Origin of the sequence: Actinomycetospora atypica (genome assembly GCF_042653685.1) — a bacterium.
Taxonomy (GTDB): domain Bacteria; phylum Actinomycetota; class Actinomycetes; order Mycobacteriales; family Pseudonocardiaceae; genus Actinomycetospora; species Actinomycetospora atypica.
This window is the reverse complement of record NZ_JBHSIV010000030.1, coordinates 1-24554: the sequence shown is the minus strand read 5'-3', so window position 1 is coordinate 24554 and position 24554 is coordinate 1. Positions and strand designations below refer to the sequence as shown.

Here is a 24554-nt window from a genome sequence, read left to right as displayed (position 1 = left end):
TCTACCGACGGCACCGACGGTCACGGTGACGCCCCGCAGGTGTTCCCGCCGGTCAGGTGCGGTGTGGGGCCCGCCGCGCGGCCCGGTCGGCGCGAGCGTGGCGCCGGACTGACGTCCGGTGTCGGCGACGTGCCATCGCTGACACCCGGGAGGGGCGGTCAGGCGCCCTGCCGCGCGTCCACGCGCCCCGGGTCGTCGGGGACGTCCACGAGGTCGCGGCGCAGGGTCTCGCTCATCGCCCAGGAGCAGGCGAGCGACACCAGCGCCATCGCGACGACGTAGGCGGCCACCGAGAGCAGGCTCCCCGTCCACAGCACCAGCAGCCCGCAGATCGCCGGCGCGACCCCACCGAGGATGGAGGCGAGCTGGTAGGCGAGCGAGGCGCCGCTGTAGCGCAGGTGGGTGGGGAACTGCTCGGCGAAGTAGGCCGACTGCGGGCCGTACACCGCGCTGCGGCACGCCTGCACCACCAGGCCGCCGAGGATGAACAGCCAGACGTTCCCGGTGCTCACCAGCAGGAAGTAGGGCACGGACGCGACCGCCAGCACCGCCATCCCGACGAGGAACAGCGGCCGGCGCCCGACCCGGTCGGAGAGCAGCCCGAGCAGCAGGATCATCGGGATGTCCGCGGCCGAGAGGAACGTGTTGGCGCCGAGGATCGTCGAGCGCTCGTAGCCCAGCTCGGTGGTGGCGTAGGAGACCAGCCAGACCGAGCTCACGTAGAAGGTGGCGTTCGTGGCGAGGAACGAGCCCGCCGCGAGCAGGATGACCTTCGGGTAGCGGCGCAGGACGTCGAGAACCGGCATCCGGCTCACCGCCCGCCGTTCCTGGTCGGCCCGGAACACCGGGCTCTCCGCCACGGTCAGGCGGATCCACATCCCGACCCCGATCAGCACGGCGCTCGCGAGGAACGGGATCCGCCAGCCCCAGGCCTGGAAGTCGGCCTCGGCGACGGTGAGGTCGAGGACGAGGAAGGACCCGGTGCCCAGCACGAGGCCCAGCGGCACCCCGACCTGCGGCCAGGCCCCGTAGAACCCGCGCCGGTGGTCCGGGGCGTTCTCCACCGCCATGAGCGCGGCTCCGCCCCACTCGCCGCCGACCCCGAACCCCTGGCAGAAGCGCAGCACGACGAGCAGCACGGGCGCGGCGACGCCGAGGGTCGCGTAGCCCGGGAGCAGGCCGATGCCGACGGTGGCCGCGCCCATGAGCAGCAGGGAGTACACGAGCATCGGCTTGCGGCCGACCCGGTCGCCGAAGTGGGCGAAGAACGCCCCGCCGAGCGGCCGCGCGACGAAGCCGGCGGCGAAGGTCCCGAGCGCCGCGACGGTACCGAGCGCCGGGTCGACCGACGGGAAGAACACCTTGTTGAACACCAGGGCGGCCGCGGTGCCGTAGATGAAGAAGTCGAACCATTCGATCGTGGTCCCGACGAGGCTGGCCGCGGCCACCTTGCGCGGGACACGGAGAGCGGGACCGGTGACCATGGCGGAACCTCCGGGCGTCGGTGCCAGGTCGCCAGTGGTACGGGTCACTCAACCGGAGGTCAAGGCCCGTTCCGCTCAGCGGGGACGAACAGGACGTTCCGGCGGTCGTCGTGGGGCCGGCGCGGAACCCAGCCGTCGTGCCACGTGCGGGCCGCGTAGCCGTCGAGCTCGAGGTCGGCGACCACCTCGGCGACCGTCGCGCCGAAGCGCGCGAGGTGCCGGTCCTCGAGCTCGAGCATCAGCACGGGGCGGAAACGCGCGAGGGTCGCCCGCGCCCCGGTGAGGAGGTCCGCCTCGGCGCCCTCGATGTCGACCTTCACGAGGTCGAGCCGGACCGGGTCGAGGCGGGCGACGAGATCGTCGACGGTGCTGACCTCGACGGGCACGTCCTCGTGGTGCCCGAACTCGGCGTTCGAGCCCAGGCCGGACGCCCCGGTCGTCAGGAACGCGCGCCCGTGCACCGGGAGGAGGTGACGTCGCGGGCGCGACAGGACGCCGGCCCCCGGAGCGGCGCCGAGGGCCGTCCGGTGCAGGGTCACGTTCTCGGCGCCGGTGAGCCGCCGGAGGGTCCCGACGAGGGCCGCGGGTCCCGGCTGGGGTTCCACGGCGTGTACGTGGCCGGCCTGCCCGACGAGGCCCGCGAGGGTCCACGTGTAGAGCCCGTACTCCGCGCCGACGTCGAGGCAGACCCCGCCGGGGCCGACGAACTCGCCGAGCCCCGCCACCTCGTCCTCGAGGAACCACGCGTACGGGGCAACGGTCCGGAGCAACCGGCTCAGGCCGCGGGTCCGATCCACCGGCGCGGAGCCTCCTTCCGGCGCACCCGAGCGGGCGCGCCGGAGGAGGTTAGCCGGTGCGGGACCGGCGACGTTTCCCGTGGAACCGCTACACGTCGAGGAAGCGGACGTCGCGGGCGTTCCGGGTGATGAACGACCGCCGCGACTCCACGTCCTCGCCCATGAGCACGCTGAACAGCTCGTCGGCCGAGGCGGCGTCGTCGAGCGTGACCTGCTGCATCATGCGGGTCTCCGGGTCCATCGTGGTCTCCCAGAGCTCCTTGGCGTTCATCTCGCCGAGGCCCTTGTAGCGCTGGACGCCGTCCTCCTTGTTGATCTTCTTGCCGGCGGCGCGGCCGGCCTCGATCAACCCGTCGCGCTCGCGGTCGGAGTACGCGAACTCCGGCTCGGCGTTGCGGCCGCCCCACTTGATCTTGTACAGCGGCGGCATCGCCAGGAACACGTGACCGGCCTCGACCAGCGGACGCATGAACCGGAACAGCAGCGTCAGCAGCAGCGTGCGGATGTGCTGGCCGTCGACGTCGGCGTCGGCCATGAGCACGATCTTGTGGTACCGCAGCTTCGTCAGGTCGAACTCGTCGTGGATGCCGGTCCCCAGCGCCGTGATGATCGACTGGACCTCGTTGTTCTTGAGGACGCGGTCGATCCGGGCCTTCTCGACGTTGATGATCTTGCCGCGGATCGGCAGGATCGCCTGGAACATCGAGTCGCGCCCCGACTTGGCCGAGCCGCCCGCCGAGTCGCCCTCGACGATGTAGACCTCGCTGCGCGACGGGTCGTTCGACCGGCAGTCGGCGAGCTTGCCGGGCAGGCCGCCGAGGTCGCCCGCGGTCTTGCGGCGGACGAGCTCACGCGCCTTGCGGGCGGCGGCCCGCGCCTGGGCCGAGCCGACGGCCTTGTTGATGATGGTCTTGGCGTCGGCCGGGTTGCGGTCGAACCAGTCGGCCAGCCACTCGTTGCAGACGCGCTGGACGAACGACTTCACCTCGGTGTTGCCGAGCTTGGTCTTCGTCTGGCCCTCGAACTGCGGCTCGGCGACCTTCACCGACACGATCGCGGCGAGACCCTCGCGGATGTCGTCGCCGGTCAGCGCCGGGTCCTTCTCCTTGATGAACTTCTTGTCGCGCGCGTAGCGGTTGACCGTGGTGGTCAGCGCGGAGCGGAAGCCCTCCTCGTGGGTGCCGCCCTCGGTCGTGTTGATCGTGTTGCAGAAGGTGTAGACGGACTCCGAGTAGCCGGAGTTCCACTGCATCGCGACCTCGACCTGGTGGCCGGTGCCCTCGGCCTGGAACGAGACCGGCTTCTTGTGGATCGCGTCCTTCGCGTGGTTGATGTGCGCGACGAAGTCCTCGAGGCCACCGGGGTAGCAGAAGGTCCGCTCCTTGACCTTCGCGACGTAGCCCTCGGCGTCGGGCGCGTCGTCGAGCTCCGCGGACTCCTCGCTGGTGCCCTCGGGCTTGCGCTCGTCGCGCAGGTGGATCGTCAGGCCCTTGTTGAGGAAGGCCATCTCCTGCAGGCGCCGCGAGATCGTCTCGAAGTTGTAGGTCGTCGACTCGAAGATCGTCGGGTCGGCCCAGAAGGTGATCGACGTGCCGGTCTTCTTCGTCTTCCCGGCCTGGTTGAGCGGGCCGGGGACCGAGTGGTCGTAGTGCTGGGTCCAGATCTGGCCGTCGCGGTGGATCTCGACGTCGAGCGCCGTGGACAGCGCGTTGACCACGCTGATGCCGACGCCGTGCAGACCGCCCGAGACGGCGTAGGACTTGTCGTCGAACTTGCCGCCGGCGTGGAGCATGGTCATGACCATCTCGACGGCGGGCTTCTTCTCGATCGGGTGCTCGTCGACCGGGATGCCGCGACCGTCGTCGACGACGGCGATGCCGCCGTCGGCCTGCATCGTCACGGTGACGGCCGTGGCGTACCCGGCCATCGCCTCGTCGACCGAGTTGTCGACGGCCTCCCAGATGAGGTGGTGCAGACCGCGCTCACCGGTGGACCCGATGTACATCCCGGGGCGCTTGCGGACCGCCTCGAGGCCCTCGAGCACGGTGATGGACGACGCGCTGTAGTCGCTGTTCTTCTTCGCGGCAGCCACGAGCCTCGGTGTCTCCCTACCCCTCGACCGGCACGGCGCGGGCAGTGATCGCCCGGACGTCTGCCTCCAGTCTACTGCCCGGCTCGCGCGGGAAGGGGCCGGATCGCTCGCCCAGCGCGTCGCAGACGGCCTGGCGCCGAGTTGGGAGGGTCCCGACCGCCGACGGCACGCTGATCGGCGGTGGCGGCGCGGTCAGCGGGCGCTGAGAGGGCGAGCGGAGCGACGGGGGGTGATTCAGAGGGCGAGCGGAGCGACGGGGGGTGATTCGGAGGGCGAGCGGGGCGGCGGGGGGTCGACGGGGCCCGCCGGAGGTCGGCCGGCTCAGCCGTAGGTGTCGCGCGGACCGCGCCCCGACACGTGCCGCGGCCCGCGCCGCCAGCTCGGCGCCGACGGCCCGTGGATCCGCATGCCCTTGACGACGCCGTCGCCGAGACCCGCCGCGATCCGGCCCAGCAGCTGGCGCTGGAGCAGCCGCAGCTGGGTGGCCCAGGCGGTGGAGTCGGCCTGGACGGTGAGCTCGCCGTCGCGCAGGGCGGTGGGGGTGGCGTGCTCCGCGACCTCGGCCCCCACCAGCTCGGCCCACCGTCCGAACACCGAGCCGTTCGCCAGGTTGGGCGCCCAGCCGCGCTGGGCCGAGAGCCGGGAGGCGACCCGGCCGAGGGGCTGCGGGTCGCGGTCGTCCGCCCCGGGGCCCGACCACCCGCGACGTCGCCGGCGCGCGGGGTCGGTGCCGGTCCCGCGGCGGACGGCGCGGCGCGGGCCGGTCCGCCCGCGCTCGGCCTGCTGGGCCCGGGCGGCCTCCAGCGCCGCCCGGGCGATGTCGCTGCCGCGGGGGCCGGTCCCGGCCGGGTCGAACTCGACCGGCGCCGACTCGACCGGCGCTACGGGCTCACCGTCCGTGGCCGGCCCGGCGCGACGCGTGGGCCGTCGGGGACCCAGCCGGGCCGCGGGCAGGCGGACCGCGTCGCCGTCCGTGCCCGGGGTGTGGACGGAACCGTCGCCCCGACCCCGCAGGTCAGGCCCCGGATCCGGACGCCCCGGGGCGTCGTCGGGGGGCAGGGAGAACAAGTTGTCCACAGCATCCACAGGTCTGTCCCCAGATCGCCGGCCTTCTTCACCGATTCGGCTCACCAGCCCGCCCCCCGTTCCTCCGTCACGACGCCATCTCGTCACGGACCGTGCCGTCGGCGATCACGTAGCGCGCCCCCGACAGGATCGCCGGCACGTCGTCGTCGACGGCGGCCGTGACGAGCACCTGTTCGGCCCGTGCCGCCGTCCGGGCGAGGGCGTCGCGCCGCCGGGCGTCGAGCTCGGCGAACACGTCGTCGAGGACGAGGACGGGCTCGGCGCCCTCGCCGCGCAGGAGCTCGAAGCCGCCGAGGCGCAGTGCCAGCGCGAGGGCCCAGGACTCCCCGTGGCTCGCGTACCCCTTCGCCGGTCCGTCGCCCAGGGTCAGCTCGAGCTCGTCGCGGTGCGGCCCCACCAGGCACACGCCGCGGTCGATCTCCTGGTCGCGGCGTCGGCCGATCTCGTCGAGCAGCGCCGCCTCGATCTGCGCCGCGAGGTCGGCGTAGCCGGGTCCGCCGGTCACGTCGTCGACGCCGGGGTCGACGGTGCCGGCCAGCTCGTCGACCACGGCCACCTTCGACCGGTAGCGCGCCCCGACCGGCATCGACTCGGGGGCGACGTCGGCGTAGGCGGCCGTGACGTGCGGCGCGAGCGCCCGGCCGAGCAGGACGCGACCGGCGGTGAGGGCGGCCCCGGCGCGAGCGAGGTGGGAGTCCCAGACGTCGAGGGTCCCCGCCTCCCGCGCGCTCCGGCTCCCGCGGGCCGACTTGAGCAGCGCCGAGCGCTGGCGGAGCACCTTGTCGTACTCGCTGCGCACCCCAGCCCACCGCGGGGCCCGGGCGACGAGGAGGTCGTCGAGGAAGCCGCGTCGCTCACCCGGGTCGCCGCGGACCAGCGCGAGGTCCTCCGGCGCGAAGACGACGGTGCGGACGATCCCCAGGATCTCGCGGGGCCGCGGCACCGGGGAGCGGTTGACGCGCGCCCGGTTGGCCTTCCCCGGCTGGATCTCCACCTGCACGGTGAGCTCCCGACCGGCGTTGACGACGGTCGCGCGGACCAGCGCGGCCGCCGCCCCGCGCCGGACGAGCGGGGTGTCGGACGAGACCCGGTGCGAGCCGAGGGTCGCGAGGTAGCCGACCGCCTCGACGAGGTTGGTCTTCCCCTGCCCGTTGGCCCCGACCAGCACCGACACCCCGGGCCCGAACGTCAGGTCGGCCTGCGCCCAGGACCGGAAGTCGGTGACCGACAGCTCCCGCACGTACACGAGTGGCGGCCTAGCCCCCGGTGGGCGGCTCGTTGGCGGCCTCGCCCGCCTTGTGCACCGCGTGGCCGCCGAACTGCGCGCGGAGGGCGGCGACCGCCTTCATCGCCGGCGAGTCGGTCTGGCGGGAGGAGAAGCGGGCGAACAGCGCCGCCGAGATCACCGGCAGGGGCACCGCGTGCAGGATGGCCTCGTCGACCGTCCAGCGGCCCTCGCCGGAGTCCTCGGCGTAGCCGGTGATCTGGTCGAGGTTCGGGTCGGCCTCGAGGGCGAGCACCATGAGGTCGAGCAGCCAGCTGCGCACGACGGTGCCGCGGCTCCAGGCCTTCATCACGGCCCCGACGTCGGTGACCGGCCCGCCGGCGTTGAGCAGCTCGTAGCCCTCGGCGTAGGCCTGCATGAGGCCGTACTCGACGCCGTTGTGGACCATCTTCGCGTAGTGCCCCGCGCCGACCGGGCCGGCGTGCGCGAAGCCCTCCTCGCGGGGGCCCTCCGGGCGCAGCGCGTCGAACACGGGCATGAGGCGCTCGATGTCGGCGCCGGCGCCGCCGGCCATGAGGCCGTAGCCCTCGGTGCGGCCCCAGACCCCGCCGGAGACCCCGCAGTCGGCGTAGTGGATGCCCTTGGTGTCGAGGAGCTCGGCGTGCACGGTGTCGTCGGTGAACCGGCTGTTGCCGCCGTCGACCACCAGGTCGCCCGCCTCGAGCAGCTCGGACAGGCTCTGCACCGTCGAGTGCGTGGCCTCGCCCGAGGGCACCATCAGCCACACGGTGCGCGGCGCGGTGAGCGTGCGGGCCAGCTCCTCCAGCGACTGCACGTCGCCCGAGCCGTCGTTCGCGTAGCCGACGACCTCGTGACCGGCAGCACGGAGCCGCTCGGCCATGTTGCCGCCCATCCGGCCGAGTCCGACCATTCCCAGCTGCACGCTTCTCGCCCCTTCTCGTCCCCGTCCGGTCCCTACCACCGCAGTCCTACCCGCTGGACGACGGCGACGATCACGAGCCGCCGGCGTCAGCCCGGCAGCCGCACCGGCATCAGCAGGTACAGGTAGCCCGGGCGGGGCTCGGGGAGGTCGTTGTCGGCGCCCGGGCCGGGCTCCGGGGCCGTCGCCGTCGCGTCGCCCGCGTCCATACCGTCGGACGCCTCGTCGTTCTCCCCCGGCGCCGAGGCCGGGCGCAGCAGCGCGGGGCGGCTCGGCGTGGTGAACGACAGGTGCGCGTGGTCGGAGCCGAGGGCGCCCAGGCCGTCGAGCAGGTAGCCGGGGTTGAACGCGATGGTCAGCGGCTCGCCGGCGAACGAGCACGGCAGCTGCTCCTCGGCGCTGCCCTCGTCGTCCCCGCCCGCGGTCAGCCGCAGCGAGCCCTCGTCGAACTCCATGCGCACCTGCGTGCCGCGCTCGGCCACCAGCGACACGCGCTTGATCGCGTCGACCAGCGGGGCGATCTCGAGGACGGCCGCGGAGGTGTGCTCCTTCGGGAGCAGCTGGCGGTAGCGGGGGAACTCGGCGTCGAGCAGCCGGGTGGTGGACCGGCGCCCGCCGCCCGCGAGCCCGAGCAGCCCGTCGCCGCGGCCGAGCGCCAGCTCGATCCGGCCGCCACCGCCCGTCAGCGTCTTGGCCGCCTCGGAGAGCGTCTTCGCGGGCGCGAGGATCGCGGTGGGCTCGCCGGTGGCGGAGGCGGCGCCGGTCTCGCCCGGCTCCCAGGTGAACTCGCGGACGGCCAGCCGGAAGCGGTCGGTCGCCGCCATCGTCAGTGAGGCCCCGTCGATCTCGACGCGGATGCCGGTGAGCATCGGCAGCGTGTCGTCCCGGCCGGCGGCGACCGCGACCTGGGAGACGGCGCGGGCGAAGACGTCGGGCGCCAGCTCGCCGACCACCGGCGGCATCTCCGGCAGCTGCGGGTAGTCCTCCGCCGACATCGTCGGGAGGCTGAACCGGGCGTTGCCGCAGGTGAGCGAGGCACGCGGGCCGTCGACGGTGAGATCGACCGGGTGCGGCGGCAGCGAGCGGGTGATGTCGGCGAGGAGCCGGCCGGAGACCAGGGCCCGGCCGCCGTCGCCGATCATCGCCGGGACCTCGACCCGCGCCGAGACCTCGTAGTCGAACCCCGAGACCGTCAGCGTGCCGTCGTCCGACGCGTCGAGCAGGACGCCGCCGAGCACCGGGACGGGCGCCCGGCTGGGCAGGCTGCGCGCGACGAAGGCCACCGCGTCGGCGAACGCGTCACGCTCCACGCGGAACTTCATCGGTGCTCTCCTGACGTGGCGTGGGCCGGATCCGGGCAGGTCGTCACGGTAGAGCCTGACAGAGGGGTCCGACACTCCGGCCCTGTGCAGAGCCGGGCGGATCGTTCCTCCCCAACCCCTGGTTCTTGGTAGTTCTCCAATAGGGGAAGAACAGTAGTGACAGTAGGTCCTGTGCACGCTGTGGAGGACCGCCGTCGACGCAGGTCGGGCGACCGGACCCCGTGTGGACCACCGGCCGGGGCGTCGCCCGGATCCGGGGACGGTCCGGCGTGTCCGGTGGACAGGGTGCGGGCACCCGCTCCCGCGCACCGCTCCGTCCACCCGTGCGGGGCAGTTACCCACAGAGTTGTCCCCAGCTGTGGGTCGATCGGGAGTCGAACGATCGCGCAGCGCGACGGGAGCACGGCGGGCGGCCGTCCCGGTGCGGGCACCGGACGGGCGGTGGGGCCGATCGGGGTCCGGTTGCGCCCGCACGGTGGTGTGTCGTCCGGTTCGTCGTCACGCACCGTCGGGATTCCACCCCGGAGGGCACGACGAGCCCCGACCGGGCACGACGCACCGCGACCGGCGACGACGCCGGCCCGCTCGGCGCCGGGTGGGTGCCGGGGGTCGACGGGAGAGCCCCGGGTGCCCGTTCCACCACGCGGCGTGCCCCGGACGGGCGTGCGCGACCGCGGGGACCGCCCTCGAGGTCCACCCGGTCGGGTGCGGGGCGGACGCCTCAGCCGCGGGCGCGCTGCTTGATGCGCGCGGTGAGCTCCTGGACCTGCTCGTAGGTCCGGCGGCGCTCGGCCATCTCCTTGCGGATCTTCTTGTCCGCGTGCATGACCGTGGTGTGGTCGCGGTTGCCGAACATCTGCCCGATCCGCGGCAGCGAGAGGTCGGTCAGCTCCCGGCAGAGGTACATCGCGATCTGGCGGGACAGCGCGAGGGCCTTCGTCTTCCCGGGACCGGTGAGGTCGTCGATGGAGACGCTGTAGAACTCGGCCGTCACGGCCATGATCGTCGGCGCCGTGATCTCCGACTGCCGGGAGTCGGGGATGAGGTCGCGCAGGACGATCTCGGCGAGCTGGAGGTCGATCGGCTGGCGGTTCAGCGACGCGAACGCGGTGACGCGGATCAGCGCGCCCTCGAGCTCGCGGATGTTGCGCTCGATCCGGTCGGCGATGAACTCGAGGACCTCCGGCGGGGCGGCCATCCGCTCGCCCGTGGCCTTCTTGCGCAGGATCGCGATGCGGGTCTCGAGCTCCGGGGGCTGGATGTCGGTGATGAGGCCCCACTCGAAGCGGGTCCGCAGCCGGTCCTCGAGGGTCTCCAGGCGCTTGGGCGGCCGGTCGGAGGACACGACGATCTGCTTGTTCGCGTTGTGGAGGGTGTTGAAGGTGTGGAAGAACTCCTCCTGGGTCCCCTCCTTGCCCTCGAGGAACTGGATGTCGTCCACGAGCAGCACGTCGACGTCCCGGTAGCGCCGCTGGAAGGCGATCTTGCGGTCGTCGCGCAGGCTGTTGATGAAGTCGTTGGTGAACTCCTCGGTGGACACGTAGCGCACGCGCATCCCGGAGAAGAGCCGCTGGGCGTAGTGCCCGACCGCGTGGAGCAGGTGCGTCTTGCCGAGCCCGGAGTCGCCCCAGACGAACAACGGGTTGTAGGCCCGCGCCGGCGCCTCGGCCACCGCGACCGCCGCGGCGTGGGCGAACCGGTTCGAGGCGCCGATGACGAAGGTGTCGAACAGGTACTTCTCGTTGAGGCGGGTCTGGGAGCGCGGGGCCCCCCGCGCGCCGTCCCGCGGCACCTCGGGCTCGGGCCGGCCCCCGTCCTGGGGCGACCGCCCGGGCGGGCTCCAGATCTCGTGGACGGCGGCGAGGCCGTCGCGGACCTCGTCGACCTCCTCCTCCGGGTGCGCGCGGTCAGGGTTGTGCGTGACCTTCCCGACGCCGGCCGCGGCCGCGATCGCGTCGGCGCGGTGCGAGCGCTCGGTGCCGAGGAGGTAGCCGGTGTCGGGGCCCCCGTCGTCGAAGCGGCGGCCGTCGACGTACCCGGACCCGGCGTACCCCTCGTAGGGCTCGTCCACGTAGGCCGAGGAGCCCTCGTAGGACGACGAGCCGAGGCGGGGCAGGGGCGAGGTCTCCGGGCCGGAGTCGGTGGGGGTGCGGGCGCTGTGGTCGACCCGGACCGCCAGCTGCACGGGCCGGCCGATGTGGCGGGAGAGCGCGTCGACGATCGGGTCGCGCAGGGCGCGCTCGATCGCCTCCTTGGCGAACTCGCTCGGCGCGGCCAGCAGGGCGGTGTCGTCGAGCAGACCGAGCGGACGGGTGACCCGGACCCACGCGCGCTGCTGGGCGGACAGGCTCGGCCCGTTCTCGGAGGGTCGCGTGAGCTCGGCGACGACGCGGGCCCAGGTGGCGTCGAGATCGGAGAGCTGGTCCGACATCGCAGAGCCTCCCCTCGTCCCGGTCCGGGCGCGCCGCGGGCGCGCGTGTCCACAGAGTTGTCCACAACTGTGCACGACGCGCGTCGCTCCGATGCGCGGGCCCCCGTGTCCGAGGTCCGCACCGAGTGTGCCGCTGCCGCGGCCCGCTCCCGCACCCTGCCCGCGGCGTCACCGACCGCGGGGTCCGCCCCCTCCGCCGCAGCGGGTGCAGGACGCTAACAAGGTCCCGCACCGGCCCACAACCTCCCCCGGTCGGCGGCTGCGCCCGGGCGGCGGGAGGCACTCGGGGGGCGATCCGCGGTCGTGGGTGCCACCGGGCCCCGGCGTCGGGGGACGGCCCGTCCCTGGGCTATTCTCGTGAACGACCGGATCCGGGTCCGCCGTGCCAGGGATGTCCTGGCTCTTCGGCGTGCACCCGGCACACCCGCGCTCCCCCACGATGCGGGGTGAGCCGACGCAGGAGTTCTCAGCCGTGGCCAAGGGCAAGCGCACGTTCCAGCCGAACAACCGTCGTCGCTCGAAGACCCACGGCTTCCGGCTCCGCATGCGCACGCGCGCCGGCCGTGCGGTGCTGGCGAACCGTCGTCGCAAGGGCCGCTCCGAGCTGAGCGCCTGACCCGAGCGTCCGGGCCTCGCGGTCCGCACCTCTCCTCGTGCTGCCCCGCGCCCACCGCGTCCGCCGACCCGACGACTTCCGTCGGGTGATACGGCGTGGGCGACGGGCGGGACGCCGTCGTCTGTCGGTGCACGCCCTGGCCGACGACGGCACCACCCGCGCCGGCTTCGTCGTCGGTCGCGCGGTCGGCGGATCGGTCGAACGCCACCGGTTGACCCGGTGCCTGCGTCATCTCGTCGCCGACCGGTTACCAATTTTGCCGCCGGGCACCGCGCTCGTCGTCCGGGCCCATCCGCCCGCGGCCGGCGCGACGTCGGCCGAACTGGCCGAGGACCTCGACGGCGCGTTGCGCCGGGTCGGCCTGGGCGGCGATCCGTGACCATCGCGACCTCCCCGAGGGGGTCCGTGGCCGGGATCTGGTCGCTCCGGGAGCACGGGACGGGCACCATGGGTCCGGACGGCGACCGCGAGCGGGCGCCGTCGGCCGTGGGGCGACCGTCCCGCGCCGGGACGAGGTTTCACGGGAAACCGACGGAGGGCAGCGTCGTGACCGCTGGTACGCGTCCGGATGCCGGGCCGCGTCCCGGCCCGGCCGCCCGCCTGCTCATCGCCCTGCTCGGCGTGTACCGCCGGTGGATCTCCCCCATGTTCCTGCCGCACTGCCGCTTCCACCCCAGTTGCAGCGCCTACGCGGTCGAGGCGCTGCAGGTGCACGGCGTGCTCCGCGGGACCGGCCTCGCCACCGTGCGCCTGCTCAAGTGCGCGCCCTGGCACCCTGGTGGCCTGGACCCCGTTCCCCCACGACGGCATGACCCGTCGTGCGCCTCCCCCGACGGCACCGCCTCCGACGGTCGCGCCGGCGGGGGCGTGGACCCTGACCGCCCTGCCCCCCGGGGAGCCGGAGCCCCCATCAGCGAGGAGCAAGCGTCGTGCTGAACGTCATCTACTACCCGGTGTCGGCCATCCTGTGGTTCTGGCACAAGGTGTTCGGCTACGTGCTGGGCGCCGACAACGGGTTCGCCTGGGCGCTCTCGGTCATCTTCCTGGTCTTCACCCTGCGCGCGCTGCTGTTCAAGCCGTTCGTCAGCCAGGTCCGCTCGATGCGGAAGATGCAGGAGTTCCAGCCGCAGATCAAGAAGCTGCAGGAGAAGTACAAGAACGACCGCACGAAGCTCGCGGAGGAGATGCAGAAGCTCCAGAAGGAGCACGGCGTCAACCCGCTGGGCGGCTGTCTGCCGGTCCTCGTGCAGCTCCCGGTCTTCATCGGCCTGTTCCACGTCCTGCGCGGGTTCCGCACCGACTACGCCTACAACTACGTCTTCAGCTACAACGACATCCTGTCGTTCGACAACGCCACGCTCTTCGGCGCCAAGCTCTCGGACGCGATCAGCGGCAACCTGCAGGCCGTCGGGTCCTTCTCGCTGAACTTCGGCGACTTCAACCCGCACGTCATCCCGGTCGCCCTGCCGCTGATGATCATCGCCAGCGTCGCGACCCACTTCACGGCGCGTGTCTCCGCGGCCCACCAGTCGCCGGCCTCCGCGGCCAACCCGCAGGCCGCGATCATGCAGAAGCTGACGATGTGGCTGTTCCCGCTCGGCGTGCTCGTCTTCGGCGCCTTCTTCCCCATCGCGATCCTGCTCTACTGGCTGTCCAACAACTCCTGGACGCTGACCCAGCAGTACCTCGTCTACGGGAAGATCGCGAAGGAGGAGGAGGAGCAGCGCACCCAGGCCGCGGCCCAGCGCGACCTCCTCGCCCCGAAGCCCGGACAGAAGCCGAAGCGCGCGTCGAACGGCGTCACGGCGGAGCCCCGGGACGCGGTCACCGAGCTCGACGAGCCCGAGGACGCCGTGTCCGCCCCGGTGGTGGCGGCCACGCCCACGAAGCCCCGCCCCGGCGCGCGACCGACCTCCGGGAAGGGCAGCGGCCGCGCCGCGCCCGGCAAGGTCGGGTCGGCCGCGAACGGCCAGGGCGGCAAGAACGGCTCGCGCTCCGGCCAGCTGGCGTCGTCCAGCCGTCCCGGCAAGAAGTCGAAGAAGCGCCGCTGACCCGGCCGGCGGGTCCCGGCCGCGGACCCGCCCCCACAACTCCCGGCCGCCGTCCCTCGCCCGATGAGGATCGGTACCGCCGGACCGGAGGAGGGCCGCCGAGTGCGGCCCGTCGAGAGGAGACATGTCGTGTCCGAGACCCTGCAGTCGGACGACCGCACCAGTGACGACCCGTCCGGCGCCGCCGGTGCGGACGAGGCGACCGAGGCCTCCGGAGGGCCGACCTCCCAGGAGATCCTCGTCCGCGAGGGCGACATCGCCGGGGACTACCTCGAGCGGCTGCTCGACATCCTCGACTTCGACGGGGACATCGACCTCGACGTCGAGGCCGGGCGCGCCATCGTGAGCATCGACGGCGGCAAGGACCTCGAGAAGCTGGTGGGCCAGCGCGGCGACGTCCTCGAGTCTCTCCAGGAGCTGACCCGGCTCGCCGTCCAGCAGAGCACCGGCACCCGGAACCGCCTGATGCTCGACATCGCCGGGTGGCGCTCCCACCGTCGCAGCGAGCTGACCGAGCTCGGCCGACGCGCGGCCGAGGAGGTCAAGGAGTCGGGCGAGAGCCAGAAGCTGCGCCCGATGACGCCGTTCGAGCGCAAGATCGTGCACGACGCGGTGGCGTCGGTGGACGGCGTGCACAGCGAGAGCGAGGGCGAGGAGCCCCGCCGTCGCGTGGTCGTCCTGCCCGGCCGCTGACCCGTGGCCCCGATGTCGTCGGACGCCCCCGCCCCGGTGCTCCCGGGTGCGGGGGCTGTTTCACGTGGAACGGCTCCCGTAGGGGGCCGCGCATGACGCTCGAGGACCCGGGTCGGGTCGAGGAGGGTCCCTCGGTCCCGACCCCCGAGGCCGTCGAGCTCTTCGGGGACGCGCTGCCGCGGGCGCAGCGGTTCGCCGACCTGCTCGCGGGGCCCGGCCGGGAGCAGGGCGTCATCGGGCCGAGGGAGCTCCCCCGGCTCTGGAACCGGCACCTGGTGAACTCGGCGCTCGTCGGGACGGCCGTGCCGCACGGGGCGACCGTGGTCGACGTGGGGTCGGGCGCCGGCCTCCCCGGGATTCCGCTCGCCCTCGCCCGGCCCGACCTCCGCATCACCCTGCTCGAGCCGATGGCCCGGCGGGTGGCGTGGCTCGAGGAGGTCGTGGCCGATCTCGGGCTCGACGTCGTGGTGCACCGCGGACGGGCCGAGGAGCGCGAGACGCGCCGGGCGTGCGGCGAGTCCGACGTCGCCACCGCCCGCGCCGTGGCGCCCCTGGGACGCCTGGCGGAGTGGACGCTCCCCCTCGTGAGACCGGGTGGGAGACTGGCCGCGCTCAAGGGCGCGAGCGCGCACGACGAGGTGCGTCGCGACGCGGTCGACCTCCGATCCGCGGGTGGTGGCGAGGTCGAGGTCGTCACGTGCGGCGCGGGAGACACCACGACGCACATCGTGGTGGTACATCGGACGGAACGGCGAACCGCTGCGGGCTCAGGCCCGGGGAGCGGACGACGCGCCCGTGGCAGGAAGGACCGATCCTCGTGACCGAAGGACGCGCGAACGTTCCACGTGAAACGCGCCGTGGAACGACGGACCGACCCCGGGTGGACAAGCCCAGCGCGGAGAAGGTCCGCGAGGCCGTGAGCGACGCGGTGTCGACCGTGAACGCCGGCGTGCTCGGGGCCGGCGAGGTCATCTACGGCGACGGCGGGGGCCTCACCCCGATCGCCGAGGAGGCCGCCCGGGCCGCCCGGGTGCTCCACCCCGAGGACCACCGGATGCCCCGGCCGGCCCGCCGCCGGGTCATCACGGTGGCCAACCAGAAGGGCGGGGTCGGCAAGACGACGAGCACGGTGAACCTCGCCGCGGCGCTCGCGCTGCACGGTGCGCGCGTGCTCGTCATCGACCTCGACCCCCAGGGGAACGCCAGCACCGCGCTCGGGGTCGACCACCGCAGCGGCACCCCGTCCATCTACGAGGTGCTCATCGGCGAGCTGACGCTCGACCAGGCCGCGCAGGTCTGCGACCGCTCCTCCGACCTCCTGTGCGTGCCCGCCACCATCGACCTGGCCGGCGCCGAGATCGAGCTCGTGTCGATGATGAACCGGGAGTCGCGCCTCAAGCAGGCGCTCTCCGCCGAGGCGCTCGACCGGCTCGACGTCGACTACGTCCTCGTCGACTGCCCGCCCTCGCTCGGCCTGCTCACGCTGAACGCGATGGTCGGGGCGCCGGAGGTGCTCATCCCGATCCAGTGCGAGTACTACGCGCTGGAGGGCCTGAGCCAGCTGCTGAACAACATCGGGCTGGTGCAGTCGCACCTCAACCCGTCGCTGCACGTCTCGACGATCCTGCTGACGATGTACGACGGGCGGACCAAGCTGGCCGACCAGGTCACGCACGAGGTCCGGCACCACTTCGGCGACCTCGTCCTGCGCACCGTGATCCCCCGCAGCGTCAAGGTCAGCGAGGCCCCCGGCTTCGGGCAGACCGTCCTGACCTACGACCCGGGCTCCCGCGGCGCGATGAGCTACCTCGACGCGGCGCGCGAGTTCGCCATGCGGGCCGCGGTCGCCGAGCAGCGGGCCGAGGCCACGGTCAACGCCGGGGAGTCGCGATGACCGAGCGCCGTGGCGGTCTCGGCCGCGGGCTGGCCGCCCTCATCCCCACCGGTCCGCCCGAGCCCGGCGACAACCGACCGGGCGTGGGCACCCGGGCGGCCGACGTCGTCATCGGGCAGCGCACGCCGTCGCCCGGCCCCGTGCTGCGGACGGCCGACGAGCCCGTCGACGGCGGTGCGGTGGCCGGTGCCGTGTACCGCGAGGTGCGCGTCGACGGGATCCGGGCCAACCCGCGCCAGCCGCGGACGGTCTTCGACGAGGAGGCGCTCGCGGAGCTCGAGCACTCCGTGCGCGAGTTCGGGCTCCTGCAGCCGATCGTCGTGCGGGAGCTCGACACCCCGCTGCCCGGCGAGGCCGGCGCCGAGATCACCCACGAGCTCGTCATGGGCGAGCGGCGCTGGCGGGCCGCCCAGCGCGCCGGGCTCGCGCACATCCCCGCGATCGTGCGCAGCACCTCCGACGACGACCTGCTGCGCGACGCCCTGCTCGAGAACATCCACCGGGTGCAGCTCAACCCGCTCGAGGAGGCGGCCGCCTACCAGCAGCTCCTGACCGAGTTCGCCGTGACGCACGAGCAGCTCGCCGAGCGCATCGGGCGCAGTCGGCCCGCGATCACCAACACGATCCGGCTGCTCCGCCTCCCCGTCGCCGTGCAGCGCCGGGTGGCGGCCGGGATCCTGTCGGCCGGCCACGCCCGCGCGCTCCTGGGTCTCGACGACACCGGCGCCCAGGAGGAGCTCGCGGCGCGGATCGTGGCCGAGGGCATGTCGGTGCGGGCGGCCGAGGAGGCCGTGACCCTCGCCCGCGGCGAGACAGGGCCGGCGGCGGCGAAGAAGCGCTCCCCCGCGCGCAAGCTCCACGCGCCCGGGCTGCAGGACCTCGCCGAGCGTCTGTCGGACGCCTACGACACCCGGGTCAAGGTCGAGCTCGGTCAGCGCAAGGGCCGGATCGTCGTCGAGTTCGGTTCGGTCGACGATCTGGAGCGCATCGCCTCGCTGATGAACTCGAAGCCCCTCCCGGGCTCCTCACCCGAGGGGTGATCGTCCGGGCCGGCAGCGGCGATCTCAGGGCGCCCTGAGATCGCCTGTACGGCTCAGCCCCGCCGGACGGCGCGATCGACGAGGAGGCCGAAGACCTCTCCGAGATCCCGTCCGGCCGCGGCGATCGCGAGCGGCAGGAGCGAGTTCTCGGTGAGTCCGGGCGAGACGTTGACCTCGAGCACCTGCACCCGTCCGTCGGCGTCGACGATCGCGTCGGTGCGGGAGAGGTCGCGCAGATCGAGGGCGCGGTGCGCGGCGACCGCCGCGGCGGCGATCCGCTCCGCCGTCCCCGGGTCGACGCGCGCCGGGCAGTGGAAGCGGGTCAGGCCGGCGGTATAGCGGGCCGTGTAGTCGTAGACGCCGCCCTCGGGCTCGACCTCGACGGCCGGGAGCGCCTCGGGCCCGTCCCCGGTGTCGATCACCGAGATGGCGACCTCCACCCCGGAGACGAACCGCTCGACGAGCACCGTCTCCGAGTAGGCCAGGGCGCCCACCATCGCCGAGGGCAGGTCGGCGGCGTCGCGAACCACCTGGGCGCCGAGCGCCGAGCCGCCCTGGTCCGGCTTGAGCATCAGGGGCAGCCCGAGCGTCCCGACGAGCGCGTCGAGGACCGCCCCGGCCCCGAGCTCCCGGAAGGTCGTGTGGGGCAGGGCCACCCACTCCGGGGTGTCGAGCCCCGCGCGGGCGAGCTCGGCCTTCGCGCTGGGCTTGTCGTGCGCGCGCCGGCAGGCCCGGCCGCCGGTGCCCACGAACGGGACCCCGAGCAGCTCCAGCACGCTCTGCACGGCCCCGTTCTCCCCCTCGCCGCCGTGGAGGGCGACGACGACCGCGTCGGGGCGGGTGTCGCGCAGGCGGCCGACGAGTGCGGCGTCGGTGTCCCACTCGTCGACCGCGATCCCGGTGTCGCGCAGGACCGCCGCGATCCGGCGCCCGGAGCGCAGCGACACGTCCCGCTCGTGGGAGAGCCCGCCGGCGAGGACGGCGACGGACCGCTCGGCCGGGCGTCCTCCCGGGGCGGCGGGCGCGGTCACGGGGCGGTGGGTGCGACGGGGTCGATCACGGCGGCGACCCTAGCCGGGCGACGGGACCGGCCGGGCACGGGCGTCCGTGCCCGGCAGGTCCCGTCGGGCCCGGGGTCAGGCGGTGTCGACCGCCGGCGCCTGCGGCCCGGTGGCGGACGAGCGCGGGCCGGTCACACCGAAGGTGCGCAGCAGCTCCAGCTCGCCGTCGAGCACCCCGGCCAGCCGGCGCACGCCCTCGGTGATGCGCTCGGGCGGCGGGTAGCAGAACGAGAGCCGCATGTGGCGGCTGCCCGAGCCGTCGGCGTGGAAACCGGTGCCCGAGGCGTACGCGACGCGCGCCGTGATCGCCCGCGGGAGCATCGCGCGGGTGTCGACGCCCTCGGGCACCGTCGCCCACACGAAGAAGCCGCCCTGCGGCCGCGTCCAGTGGCACCCGGCGGGCAGGTGGGTCTCGAGGGCCGCGAGCATCGCCTCGCAGCGCTCCCGGTACATCTCCCGGAACGACTTCACCTGGCTCCGCCAGTCGTGCGTCGCGAGGTAGCGCGAGACCACGAGCTGCGTGAACGCCGGCGGGCACAGGGTGGCCGACTCGGCGGCCAGGACGAGCTTGTCCTTGATGCCGTGCGGCGCCAGCGCCCAGCCGACCCGCAGCCCGGAGGCGAAGATCTTGGAGAAGGAGCCGAGGTAGACGACGTTCTCCGGGTCGAGCGAGCGCAGCGACGGGTAGGTCTGCCCGTCGAAGCCGAGCAGCCCGTAGGGGTTGTCCTCGACGATCAGCACGCCGTACCGGCGGCACAGCTCGACGACCTCGGGCCGGCGGTCGGTGGCGAGCGAGACGCCGACCGGGTTGTGGAAGTTCGGCACGGTGTAGAGGAACTTCGCGCGGCGGCCCTCCCGGACCAGCCGGTCGAGGGCCTCCTCCAGGGCCGCCGGGACGAGGCCGTCGTCGTCCATCGCGACGTGCCGGACCTCGGCCTGGTAGGCGGCGAACGAGCCCAGCGCCCCGACGTAGGACGGCGACTCGGCGAGCACGACGTCGCCCGGGTCGACGAACAGGCGGGTGAGCATGTCGAGCGCCGACTGCGAGCCCACGGTGACCACGACGTCGTCGGGCGCGAACCCGCCGGTCGCCGCCGTCGAGCCCGCCTCGAACGCCATCACCTCGCCGATCTGCTCCCGCAGCACCGGCACGCCCTGGGCGGAGCCGTACTGCAGGGCGCTCTGTCCCTCGGCCGCGATCAGCTGGCCCACCTCGACCCCCAGCGAGTCGAGCGGGAGCGCGGCCAGGTTCGGCATGCCCCCGGCGAGGGAGACGACCTCCGGGCGGCTGGCGACCGCGAACAGGGCCCGGATCTCCGACGCCGTCATCCCGGCCGTGCGGGCGGCGTACCGGTCGAGGTGCGGGTCGCCGCTGGACGCCGCCGCCGCCGTCGCGCCCGCCGCCGCGGCCCCGTGGGGGGCGAGGGACCGGGGGACGGGGGGCGTCGGCGTCATCAGCGACTCTCCGTGATCTGTTCACGAGTGGATCGCCTCGCGACTCTACGCGGCGCGGTGCCGGGGTCGAGGAGGTGTGGCGAAAGCCGGAGGACGAGTCGGTGCCCACGGGGGTCACCCGACCCGGGGCGCCCGTATTGTCGTCGGCGTCGGGGGAGAGTACGCATGCCTCGTCGCGATCGGGACGCGCGGCGGGGAAGGACGGGAGTGTCGGTGTCGCGAGAGTGCGTCGGGATCACCCTCGACAACATCGAGGAGCTGCCCAAGGGCTGCCGTCGGTGCGTGTACTGGGAGCTCCCGCCGCACCTGGGCTCCCAGGCCGAGGAGTTCGGCACCCTCGAGCTCGAGAAGGAGTCCTGGGTCTCCGGGGTCCTGCTCGAGTGGGGCTCGTGCGGGCGCATCGCCCACGTCGACGGCGTCCCCGCCGGCTACGCCTTCTACGCCCCGCCGGCCGCGGTCCCCCGCGCCGCCGCCTTCCCAACCTCGCCCGTCGGCGCCGACGCGGTGCTGCTCTGCGGCCTGCACGTGGTCCCCGACTTCTCCGGCTCCGGCATCGGCCGGCTGCTGGTCCAGGACGTCGTCCGCGACCTGTCGCGCCGCGGTGTGAAGGCGCTCGAGGCGTTCGGCGACACCGCCGAGCGCCCGCGCGGCGAGGCCCACGGCCGCACGGGCGAGGACACCCCCTCCTGCGTGCTCCCCGCCGCGTTCCTGCGTGCGGTCGGGTTCAAGACGGTCGCGCCGCACCACCGCTGGCCGCGCCTGCGTCTCGAGATGCGCACCGGGTTCTCCTGGAAGGAGGACGTCGAGGCGGCGATCGCCCAGCTCCTGGGATCGGTCACCGTCACGACGGCCCCCGCCGCGCCGGTGGGCGCACCCCGCTAGGTGCACTTCGTGCGTGTGAGCACTTTCCCGGGCTATGGCGCCCGAAAGTGCTCACACACGCATGTCCGACGCGCGTTCGATCGGCGCCGCCGTGGCTTGTGAGCACTTTCGCGTGCCATAGCCCCGGAAAGTGCTCACATGGCCGTAGGCCACCTAGGCGCCGATCGGGCTGCCCTCTTCGCGCTGCAGGATGTCGGAGAAGGTGAAGGTGCCGGTCGGCTTGTCGTTCTGGCCGAGCAGGTAGAGGCGCTTGACGGCCACGAGGATCCCCTCGGCGACCACGTCGCGGAAGGCCGGGTCGAGCAGCGCCGCGCGGTCCGAGTCGTTCGTCAGGTAGCCGATCTCCACCCGCACCGCCGGCATCCGCGTGAGCCGCAGGAGCTCCCACGGCCGCGGGTGCACCCCGCAGTCGAGCATGCGGGTGCGGGCGAGCAGCTCGCGGTGGATGTAGCCCGCGAGGGCCTCGCCGACCGTGGACGTCGCGCCGGTGCCCGTGCCGAAGTGGAACGCTGACAGGCCGTTCGCGGCGGTGCTGGCGTTCGCGTCGACGTGCAGCGAGAGCACCACGTCGGCGCCGGCCGTGTTCGCGAACCCGGCCCGCTCGGCGTCGGAGGGGCAGTCCTGCGGGCCGTGGGAGAGCAGGGCCTCCATGCCGGCGGCCGCCATCCGGCCCTCGAGCCGGCGGGCGATGTCGGAGACCAGGTCGGCCTCGGTGACGTCCCCGACGCGGACGCCGGGGGTGTCCCCGCCGTGGCCTGGATCGATCACGATGCGCTTCCCCGTCAGCCGGGGGCCGGCGCGGTGCAGCCGCTCCTGCTCCCGGAGCAGCCCCGGACGCCCACCGGTGACCTTGCGCCCGAGGTACCCGAGGTGACGCAGCGTGCGCGGCCCGCACATGCCGTCCGGGGCCATGCCGTAGTCGCGCTGGAAGCTGCGCAGCGCCTGCTCGGTCTGGCGGCCGAACGCCCCGTCGGCGCGCCCGGAGTCGTACCCCAGCTCGAGGAGCCGCTCCTGCAGCGCGAACACGTCGTCGCCGGTCATCATGTTCGTGGTCTGGAGGCACAGCATCCGGTCGCCCAGCGACCACCGGGCGTCCCGCAGGGCCCGGTAGGTGGCCGACCCGACGATGCCGTCGGTGATCAGGCCCCGGTTCTGCTGGAAGGCCCGCACGGCGTCCTCGAGCGCACTGTCGAAGAGGGCCGGATCGAACACGGAGAGCGCCGCGTCCGCGGGCTCGAGCAGCTTGAGCTCCTCGAGCGCTGCGCGCACCTCGGCGACCGCCGGACCGGTGTCGCCGCGGCTCAGCAGCTGCATTCGGTCGCTCCCGTCCTGTCGGGTCCCGTGCCGGTGGCCCGTCCGGGCCCGGTTTCGGATACCACCACCACCGCCGTCGCCGGACTGGTCGACTCGGGCGTCACCACGGTTCACTGCGGCCTCATTGTGCCCTGCCCGCCCCGGTGCACCCGGCATCGGGCCCGCGCCGGTGGGTCACGGTTCGGGTTCGCCGTCCGCGGCACCCTCGGGCGGACACACGAACGCCGGGCCCGGACGAGGTCCGGACCCGGCGTTCAGCGGCGACGTACGGCTCAGCCGAGCACGTCGGAGAGGTCGTTCAGCAGCGCGGCCTTCGGCTTCGCGCCGACGATCTGCTTCACGGGCTTGCCGCCCTGGAAGACGATCATCGTGGGGATCGACATGACCTGGTAGTCACGCGCGGTCGCCTGGTTCTGGTCGATGTCGAGCTTGGCGACGGTGATCTTGTCGCCGTGCTCCGCCGCGATCTCCTCGAGCACCGGGGCGACCATCTTGCACGGGCCGCACCAGGTCGCCCAGAAGTCGACCAGCACGGGCTTGTCGCTGTTCAACACCTCGTCGGAGAACGTGGAGTCGGTGACGTTGACGGGGCTGCCCATCAGGGATCCTCCTCGGATCAGGGGTCGAACGGTCAGGACGCCGGGACGGCGTCGAGCTCGGGGTGGAACTCGGAGTCGACGGTCGGCTTCGGCGACGTCTCCGGGGTGCGGACGGCGGGGTTCTCCGCCAGCCACCGCTCGGCGTCGATCGACGCCGTGCAGCCGCTGCCGGCCGCCGTGATGGCCTGCTGGTAGGTCTTGTCGATCAGGTCGCCGCAGGCGAACACACCCGGGAGATTGGTGTAGGTGCTCGGCGTGTCGACGCGCACGTAGCCCTCGTCGTCGGTGTCGATCTGGCCGGCGACCAGGCCGGAGCGCGGGTCGTGCCCGATGGCGACGAACATCCCGCTGGCCTCCAGGACGTCCTCCTCGCCGGTCACGGTGTCGCGCACCTTCACGCCGGTCACGGACTGGTCGCCGAGGACCTCGGTGACCACGGCGTTCGTCCGGAAGGTGATCTTCTCGTTGGCCCGCGCGCGCTCCAGCATGATCCCGGAGGCCCGGAACTCCTCCCGGCGGTGCACGATCGTGACCGATCGGGCGAACCGGGTGAGGAAGGTGGCCTCCTCCATGGCGGAGTCGCCGCCGCCGACCACGACGATGTCGTGGTCGCGGAAGAAGAACCCGTCGCAGGTGGCACAGGCGCTGACGCCGTGGCCGAGGAGCCGCTCCTCACCGGGGACGCCGACGTAGCGCGGCGCGGCCCCCATCGCGAGGATGACGGTGCGCGCCCGGTGCTGCTCGGAGCCGACGGTGACGGTCTTGACGTCACCGTCGAGGTCGAGCGCGTCGACGTCGGTGGGACGCAGGTCGGCGCCGAAGCGCTCGGCCTGGCGACGCATCTGGTCCATGAGCTCGGGGCCCATGATCCCGTCGGAGAAGCCGGGGTAGTTCTCCACCTCGGTCGTCGTCATCAGGGCACCGCCGAACTGGCTGCCCTCGAAGACCACGACGTCGAGCTGTGCGCGCGACGCGTACGTCGCCGCGGTGTACCCCGCCGGTCCGGATCCCACGACGATCACGTCGTGGATGGTCTGCTCACTCACGTCCGATGCAACGTCTCCCACCCGCCCAGGATTCCCCACCGGCGTCCCGCCGCCGCACTCAGCCGCCCACCGTGGCCTCCGCCACCGTGTCGGGCCGGCCCTCGGCGCACCCCGGGCCCACCACGAGCAGCCGGAACCGCCCCGCCTGGCCGGTGGTCAGGACCAGCAGCGTGCCCGGGCGCCCGTCGACGACCACGGCCCGCGTCCCGAGCGGGACCGTGCCCGCCGGGAGGCCGTGCGCGACGAGGCAGCCCGCGCGCGTGACCGGGTCGGACAGCGGGGACGGGTCGCGGGCCCCGAGGCCGCTGCGGAAGGCGGCCGGCAGGTCGGTGGCCGACACGACGACGGGACCGGGCCCCGGGACGGCCGTGGGCGCCGGTGCCCCACCGCTGCCGCCCGTGCCGACCCCGATCCCGACGAGCACCGCGATGGCGGCCGCGGCGGTGAGGCCCCCGACGAGGAGCCGCCGGGCCCGGGCGGGCCGGCGCGGGTCGCGACGACCGGCGGGGCCGGACCCCGACGGCGC

At 73.6% G+C, this 24554-nt stretch carries 22 protein-coding genes and 1 pseudogene; 9 read left to right on the top strand and 14 right to left on the bottom strand.

The window, feature by feature from the left end:
- Positions 1–158: 158 nt before the first annotated feature.
- The 8 genes from ACFPBZ_RS22785 to dnaA all read right to left on the bottom strand — a co-directional run bounded on the left by ACFPBZ_RS22785 (position 159) and on the right by dnaA (position 11377).
- Positions 159–1484: an MFS transporter gene (locus ACFPBZ_RS22785; protein WP_378038397.1), complete on the bottom strand. Its 1326-nt coding sequence runs from the start codon at positions 1482–1484 to the stop codon at positions 159–161.
- 59 nt (positions 1485–1543) lie between these two features.
- Positions 1544–2281 carry an FkbM family methyltransferase gene (locus tag ACFPBZ_RS22780; RefSeq protein WP_378038396.1) on the bottom strand — a complete coding sequence of 246 codons (738 nt, stop codon included), beginning with the start codon at positions 2279–2281 and terminating at the stop codon, positions 1544–1546.
- 88 nt (positions 2282–2369) lie between these two features.
- Positions 2370–4373, bottom strand: coding sequence for a DNA topoisomerase (ATP-hydrolyzing) subunit B (gene gyrB / locus ACFPBZ_RS22775; protein ID WP_378038395.1), 2004 nt, complete (start codon positions 4371–4373; stop codon positions 2370–2372).
- Positions 4374–4694: 321 nt separating this feature from the next.
- Positions 4695–5192 (bottom strand): DciA family protein, encoded by a 498-nt coding sequence (locus ACFPBZ_RS22770; protein ID WP_378038445.1) that lies wholly within the window; start codon positions 5190–5192, stop codon positions 4695–4697.
- A 334-nt stretch (positions 5193–5526) separates the two neighbouring features.
- The gene (gene recF, locus ACFPBZ_RS22765) at positions 5527–6705 is read right to left on the bottom strand and encodes a DNA replication/repair protein RecF (protein ID WP_378038394.1); all 1179 of its coding nucleotides are present in this window, start codon (positions 6703–6705) and stop codon (positions 5527–5529) included.
- A 10-nt stretch (positions 6706–6715) separates the two neighbouring features.
- A complete protein-coding gene (gene gnd, locus ACFPBZ_RS22760; RefSeq protein WP_378038393.1) occupies positions 6716–7627 on the bottom strand; it encodes a phosphogluconate dehydrogenase (NAD(+)-dependent, decarboxylating) in 912 nt (303 codons plus the stop codon).
- Between the two features lie 86 nt (positions 7628–7713).
- Entirely contained in the window at positions 7714–8946 is a 1233-nt protein-coding gene (gene dnaN, locus ACFPBZ_RS22755; protein WP_378038392.1) for a DNA polymerase III subunit beta, read from the bottom strand.
- A gap of 721 nt (positions 8947–9667) precedes the next feature.
- Positions 9668–11377, bottom strand: coding sequence for a chromosomal replication initiator protein DnaA (gene dnaA, locus ACFPBZ_RS22750; RefSeq protein ID WP_378038391.1), 1710 nt, complete (start codon positions 11375–11377; stop codon positions 9668–9670).
- 472 nt (positions 11378–11849) lie between these two features.
- On the opposite strand from dnaA, the gene rpmH reads away from it, so the two are divergent.
- From rpmH to ACFPBZ_RS22710, 8 genes are all read left to right on the top strand, one after another.
- Positions 11850–11993, top strand: coding sequence for a 50S ribosomal protein L34 (gene rpmH / locus ACFPBZ_RS22745; RefSeq protein WP_378038444.1), 144 nt, complete (start codon positions 11850–11852; stop codon positions 11991–11993).
- Positions 11994–12030: 37 nt separating this feature from the next.
- Complete coding sequence (gene rnpA, locus ACFPBZ_RS22740) at positions 12031–12372, top strand: ribonuclease P protein component (RefSeq protein WP_378038390.1); 342 nt, start codon at positions 12031–12033, stop codon at positions 12370–12372.
- 167 nt (positions 12373–12539) lie between these two features.
- The gene (gene yidD / locus ACFPBZ_RS22735; RefSeq protein WP_378038389.1) at positions 12540–12929 is read left to right on the top strand and encodes a membrane protein insertion efficiency factor YidD; all 390 of its coding nucleotides are present in this window, start codon (positions 12540–12542) and stop codon (positions 12927–12929) included.
- On the top strand, positions 12923–14044 hold the full coding sequence (gene yidC, locus ACFPBZ_RS22730) for a membrane protein insertase YidC (RefSeq protein ID WP_378038388.1): 1122 nt from the start codon (positions 12923–12925) through the stop codon (positions 14042–14044). The genes yidD and yidC overlap by 7 nt, the downstream gene beginning before the upstream one ends.
- Before the next feature lie 129 nt (positions 14045–14173).
- A complete protein-coding gene (locus ACFPBZ_RS22725) occupies positions 14174–14737 on the top strand; it encodes a Jag family protein (RefSeq protein WP_378038387.1) in 564 nt (187 codons plus the stop codon).
- 92 nt (positions 14738–14829) lie between these two features.
- Positions 14830–15558, top strand: coding sequence for a 16S rRNA (guanine(527)-N(7))-methyltransferase RsmG (gene rsmG / locus ACFPBZ_RS22720; protein ID WP_378038386.1), 729 nt, complete (start codon positions 14830–14832; stop codon positions 15556–15558).
- A gap of 107 nt (positions 15559–15665) precedes the next feature.
- Positions 15666–16631 (top strand): ParA family protein, encoded by a 966-nt coding sequence (locus ACFPBZ_RS22715; protein ID WP_378038443.1) that lies wholly within the window; start codon positions 15666–15668, stop codon positions 16629–16631.
- Positions 16628–17671 (top strand): ParB/RepB/Spo0J family partition protein, encoded by a 1044-nt coding sequence (locus ACFPBZ_RS22710; protein ID WP_378038385.1) that lies wholly within the window; start codon positions 16628–16630, stop codon positions 17669–17671. Before ACFPBZ_RS22715 ends, ACFPBZ_RS22710 begins: the two co-directional genes overlap by 4 nt.
- A gap of 53 nt (positions 17672–17724) precedes the next feature.
- On the opposite strand, the gene ACFPBZ_RS22705 is transcribed toward ACFPBZ_RS22710, so the two are convergent.
- Together ACFPBZ_RS22705 and ACFPBZ_RS22700 are read right to left on the bottom strand one after the other, a co-directional pair.
- A complete protein-coding gene (locus ACFPBZ_RS22705) occupies positions 17725–18702 on the bottom strand; it encodes a D-alanine--D-alanine ligase family protein (protein WP_378038384.1) in 978 nt (325 codons plus the stop codon).
- 105 nt (positions 18703–18807) lie between these two features.
- Entirely contained in the window at positions 18808–20187 is a 1380-nt protein-coding gene (locus ACFPBZ_RS22700; protein ID WP_378038383.1) for an aminotransferase-like domain-containing protein, read from the bottom strand.
- Between the two features lie 213 nt (positions 20188–20400).
- Here ACFPBZ_RS22700 and ACFPBZ_RS22695 point away from each other — a divergent pair, with 213 nt between their 5' ends.
- Entirely contained in the window at positions 20401–21069 is a 669-nt protein-coding gene (locus ACFPBZ_RS22695) for a GNAT family N-acetyltransferase (protein ID WP_378038382.1), read from the top strand.
- A gap of 153 nt (positions 21070–21222) precedes the next feature.
- On the opposite strand, the gene ACFPBZ_RS22690 is transcribed toward ACFPBZ_RS22695, so the two are convergent.
- The 4 genes and pseudogenes from ACFPBZ_RS22690 to ACFPBZ_RS22675 all read right to left on the bottom strand — a co-directional run.
- Positions 21223–22383 carry an N-acetylmuramoyl-L-alanine amidase gene (locus ACFPBZ_RS22690; RefSeq protein ID WP_378038381.1) on the bottom strand — a complete coding sequence of 387 codons (1161 nt, stop codon included), beginning with the start codon at positions 22381–22383 and terminating at the stop codon, positions 21223–21225.
- 272 nt (positions 22384–22655) lie between these two features.
- Positions 22656–22982, bottom strand: coding sequence for a thioredoxin (gene trxA, locus ACFPBZ_RS22685; RefSeq protein ID WP_378038380.1), 327 nt, complete (start codon positions 22980–22982; stop codon positions 22656–22658).
- A 32-nt stretch (positions 22983–23014) separates the two neighbouring features.
- Positions 23015–24028, bottom strand: a complete 1014-nt coding sequence (gene trxB / locus ACFPBZ_RS22680) for a thioredoxin-disulfide reductase (RefSeq protein ID WP_378038379.1) — start codon at positions 24026–24028, stop codon at positions 23015–23017.
- A 58-nt stretch (positions 24029–24086) separates the two neighbouring features.
- Positions 24087–24554: pseudogene (locus ACFPBZ_RS22675) on the bottom strand (hypothetical protein); the annotation flags it as partial.

Excerpts from the sequence above, each read along its gene's own strand:
- ACFPBZ_RS22785 (WP_378038397.1), bottom strand. The coding sequence starts at position 1,484 with ATGGTCACCGGTCCCGCTCTCCGTGTCCCGCGCAAGGTGGCCGCGGCC.
- dnaN (WP_378038392.1), bottom strand. The coding sequence starts at position 8,946 with ATGAAGTTCCGCGTGGAGCGTGACGCGTTCGCCGACGCGGTGGCCTTC.
- dnaA (WP_378038391.1), bottom strand. The coding sequence starts at position 11,377 with ATGTCGGACCAGCTCTCCGATCTCGACGCCACCTGGGCCCGCGTCGTC.
- rsmG (WP_378038386.1), top strand. The coding sequence starts at position 14,830 with ATGACGCTCGAGGACCCGGGTCGGGTCGAGGAGGGTCCCTCGGTCCCG.
- ACFPBZ_RS22710 (WP_378038385.1), top strand. The coding sequence starts at position 16,628 with ATGACCGAGCGCCGTGGCGGTCTCGGCCGCGGGCTGGCCGCCCTCATC.
- ACFPBZ_RS22700 (WP_378038383.1), bottom strand. The coding sequence starts at position 20,187 with ATGACGCCGACGCCCCCCGTCCCCCGGTCCCTCGCCCCCCACGGGGCC.
- ACFPBZ_RS22690 (WP_378038381.1), bottom strand. The coding sequence starts at position 22,383 with ATGCAGCTGCTGAGCCGCGGCGACACCGGTCCGGCGGTCGCCGAGGTG.
- trxA (WP_378038380.1), bottom strand. The coding sequence starts at position 22,982 with ATGGGCAGCCCCGTCAACGTCACCGACTCCACGTTCTCCGACGAGGTG.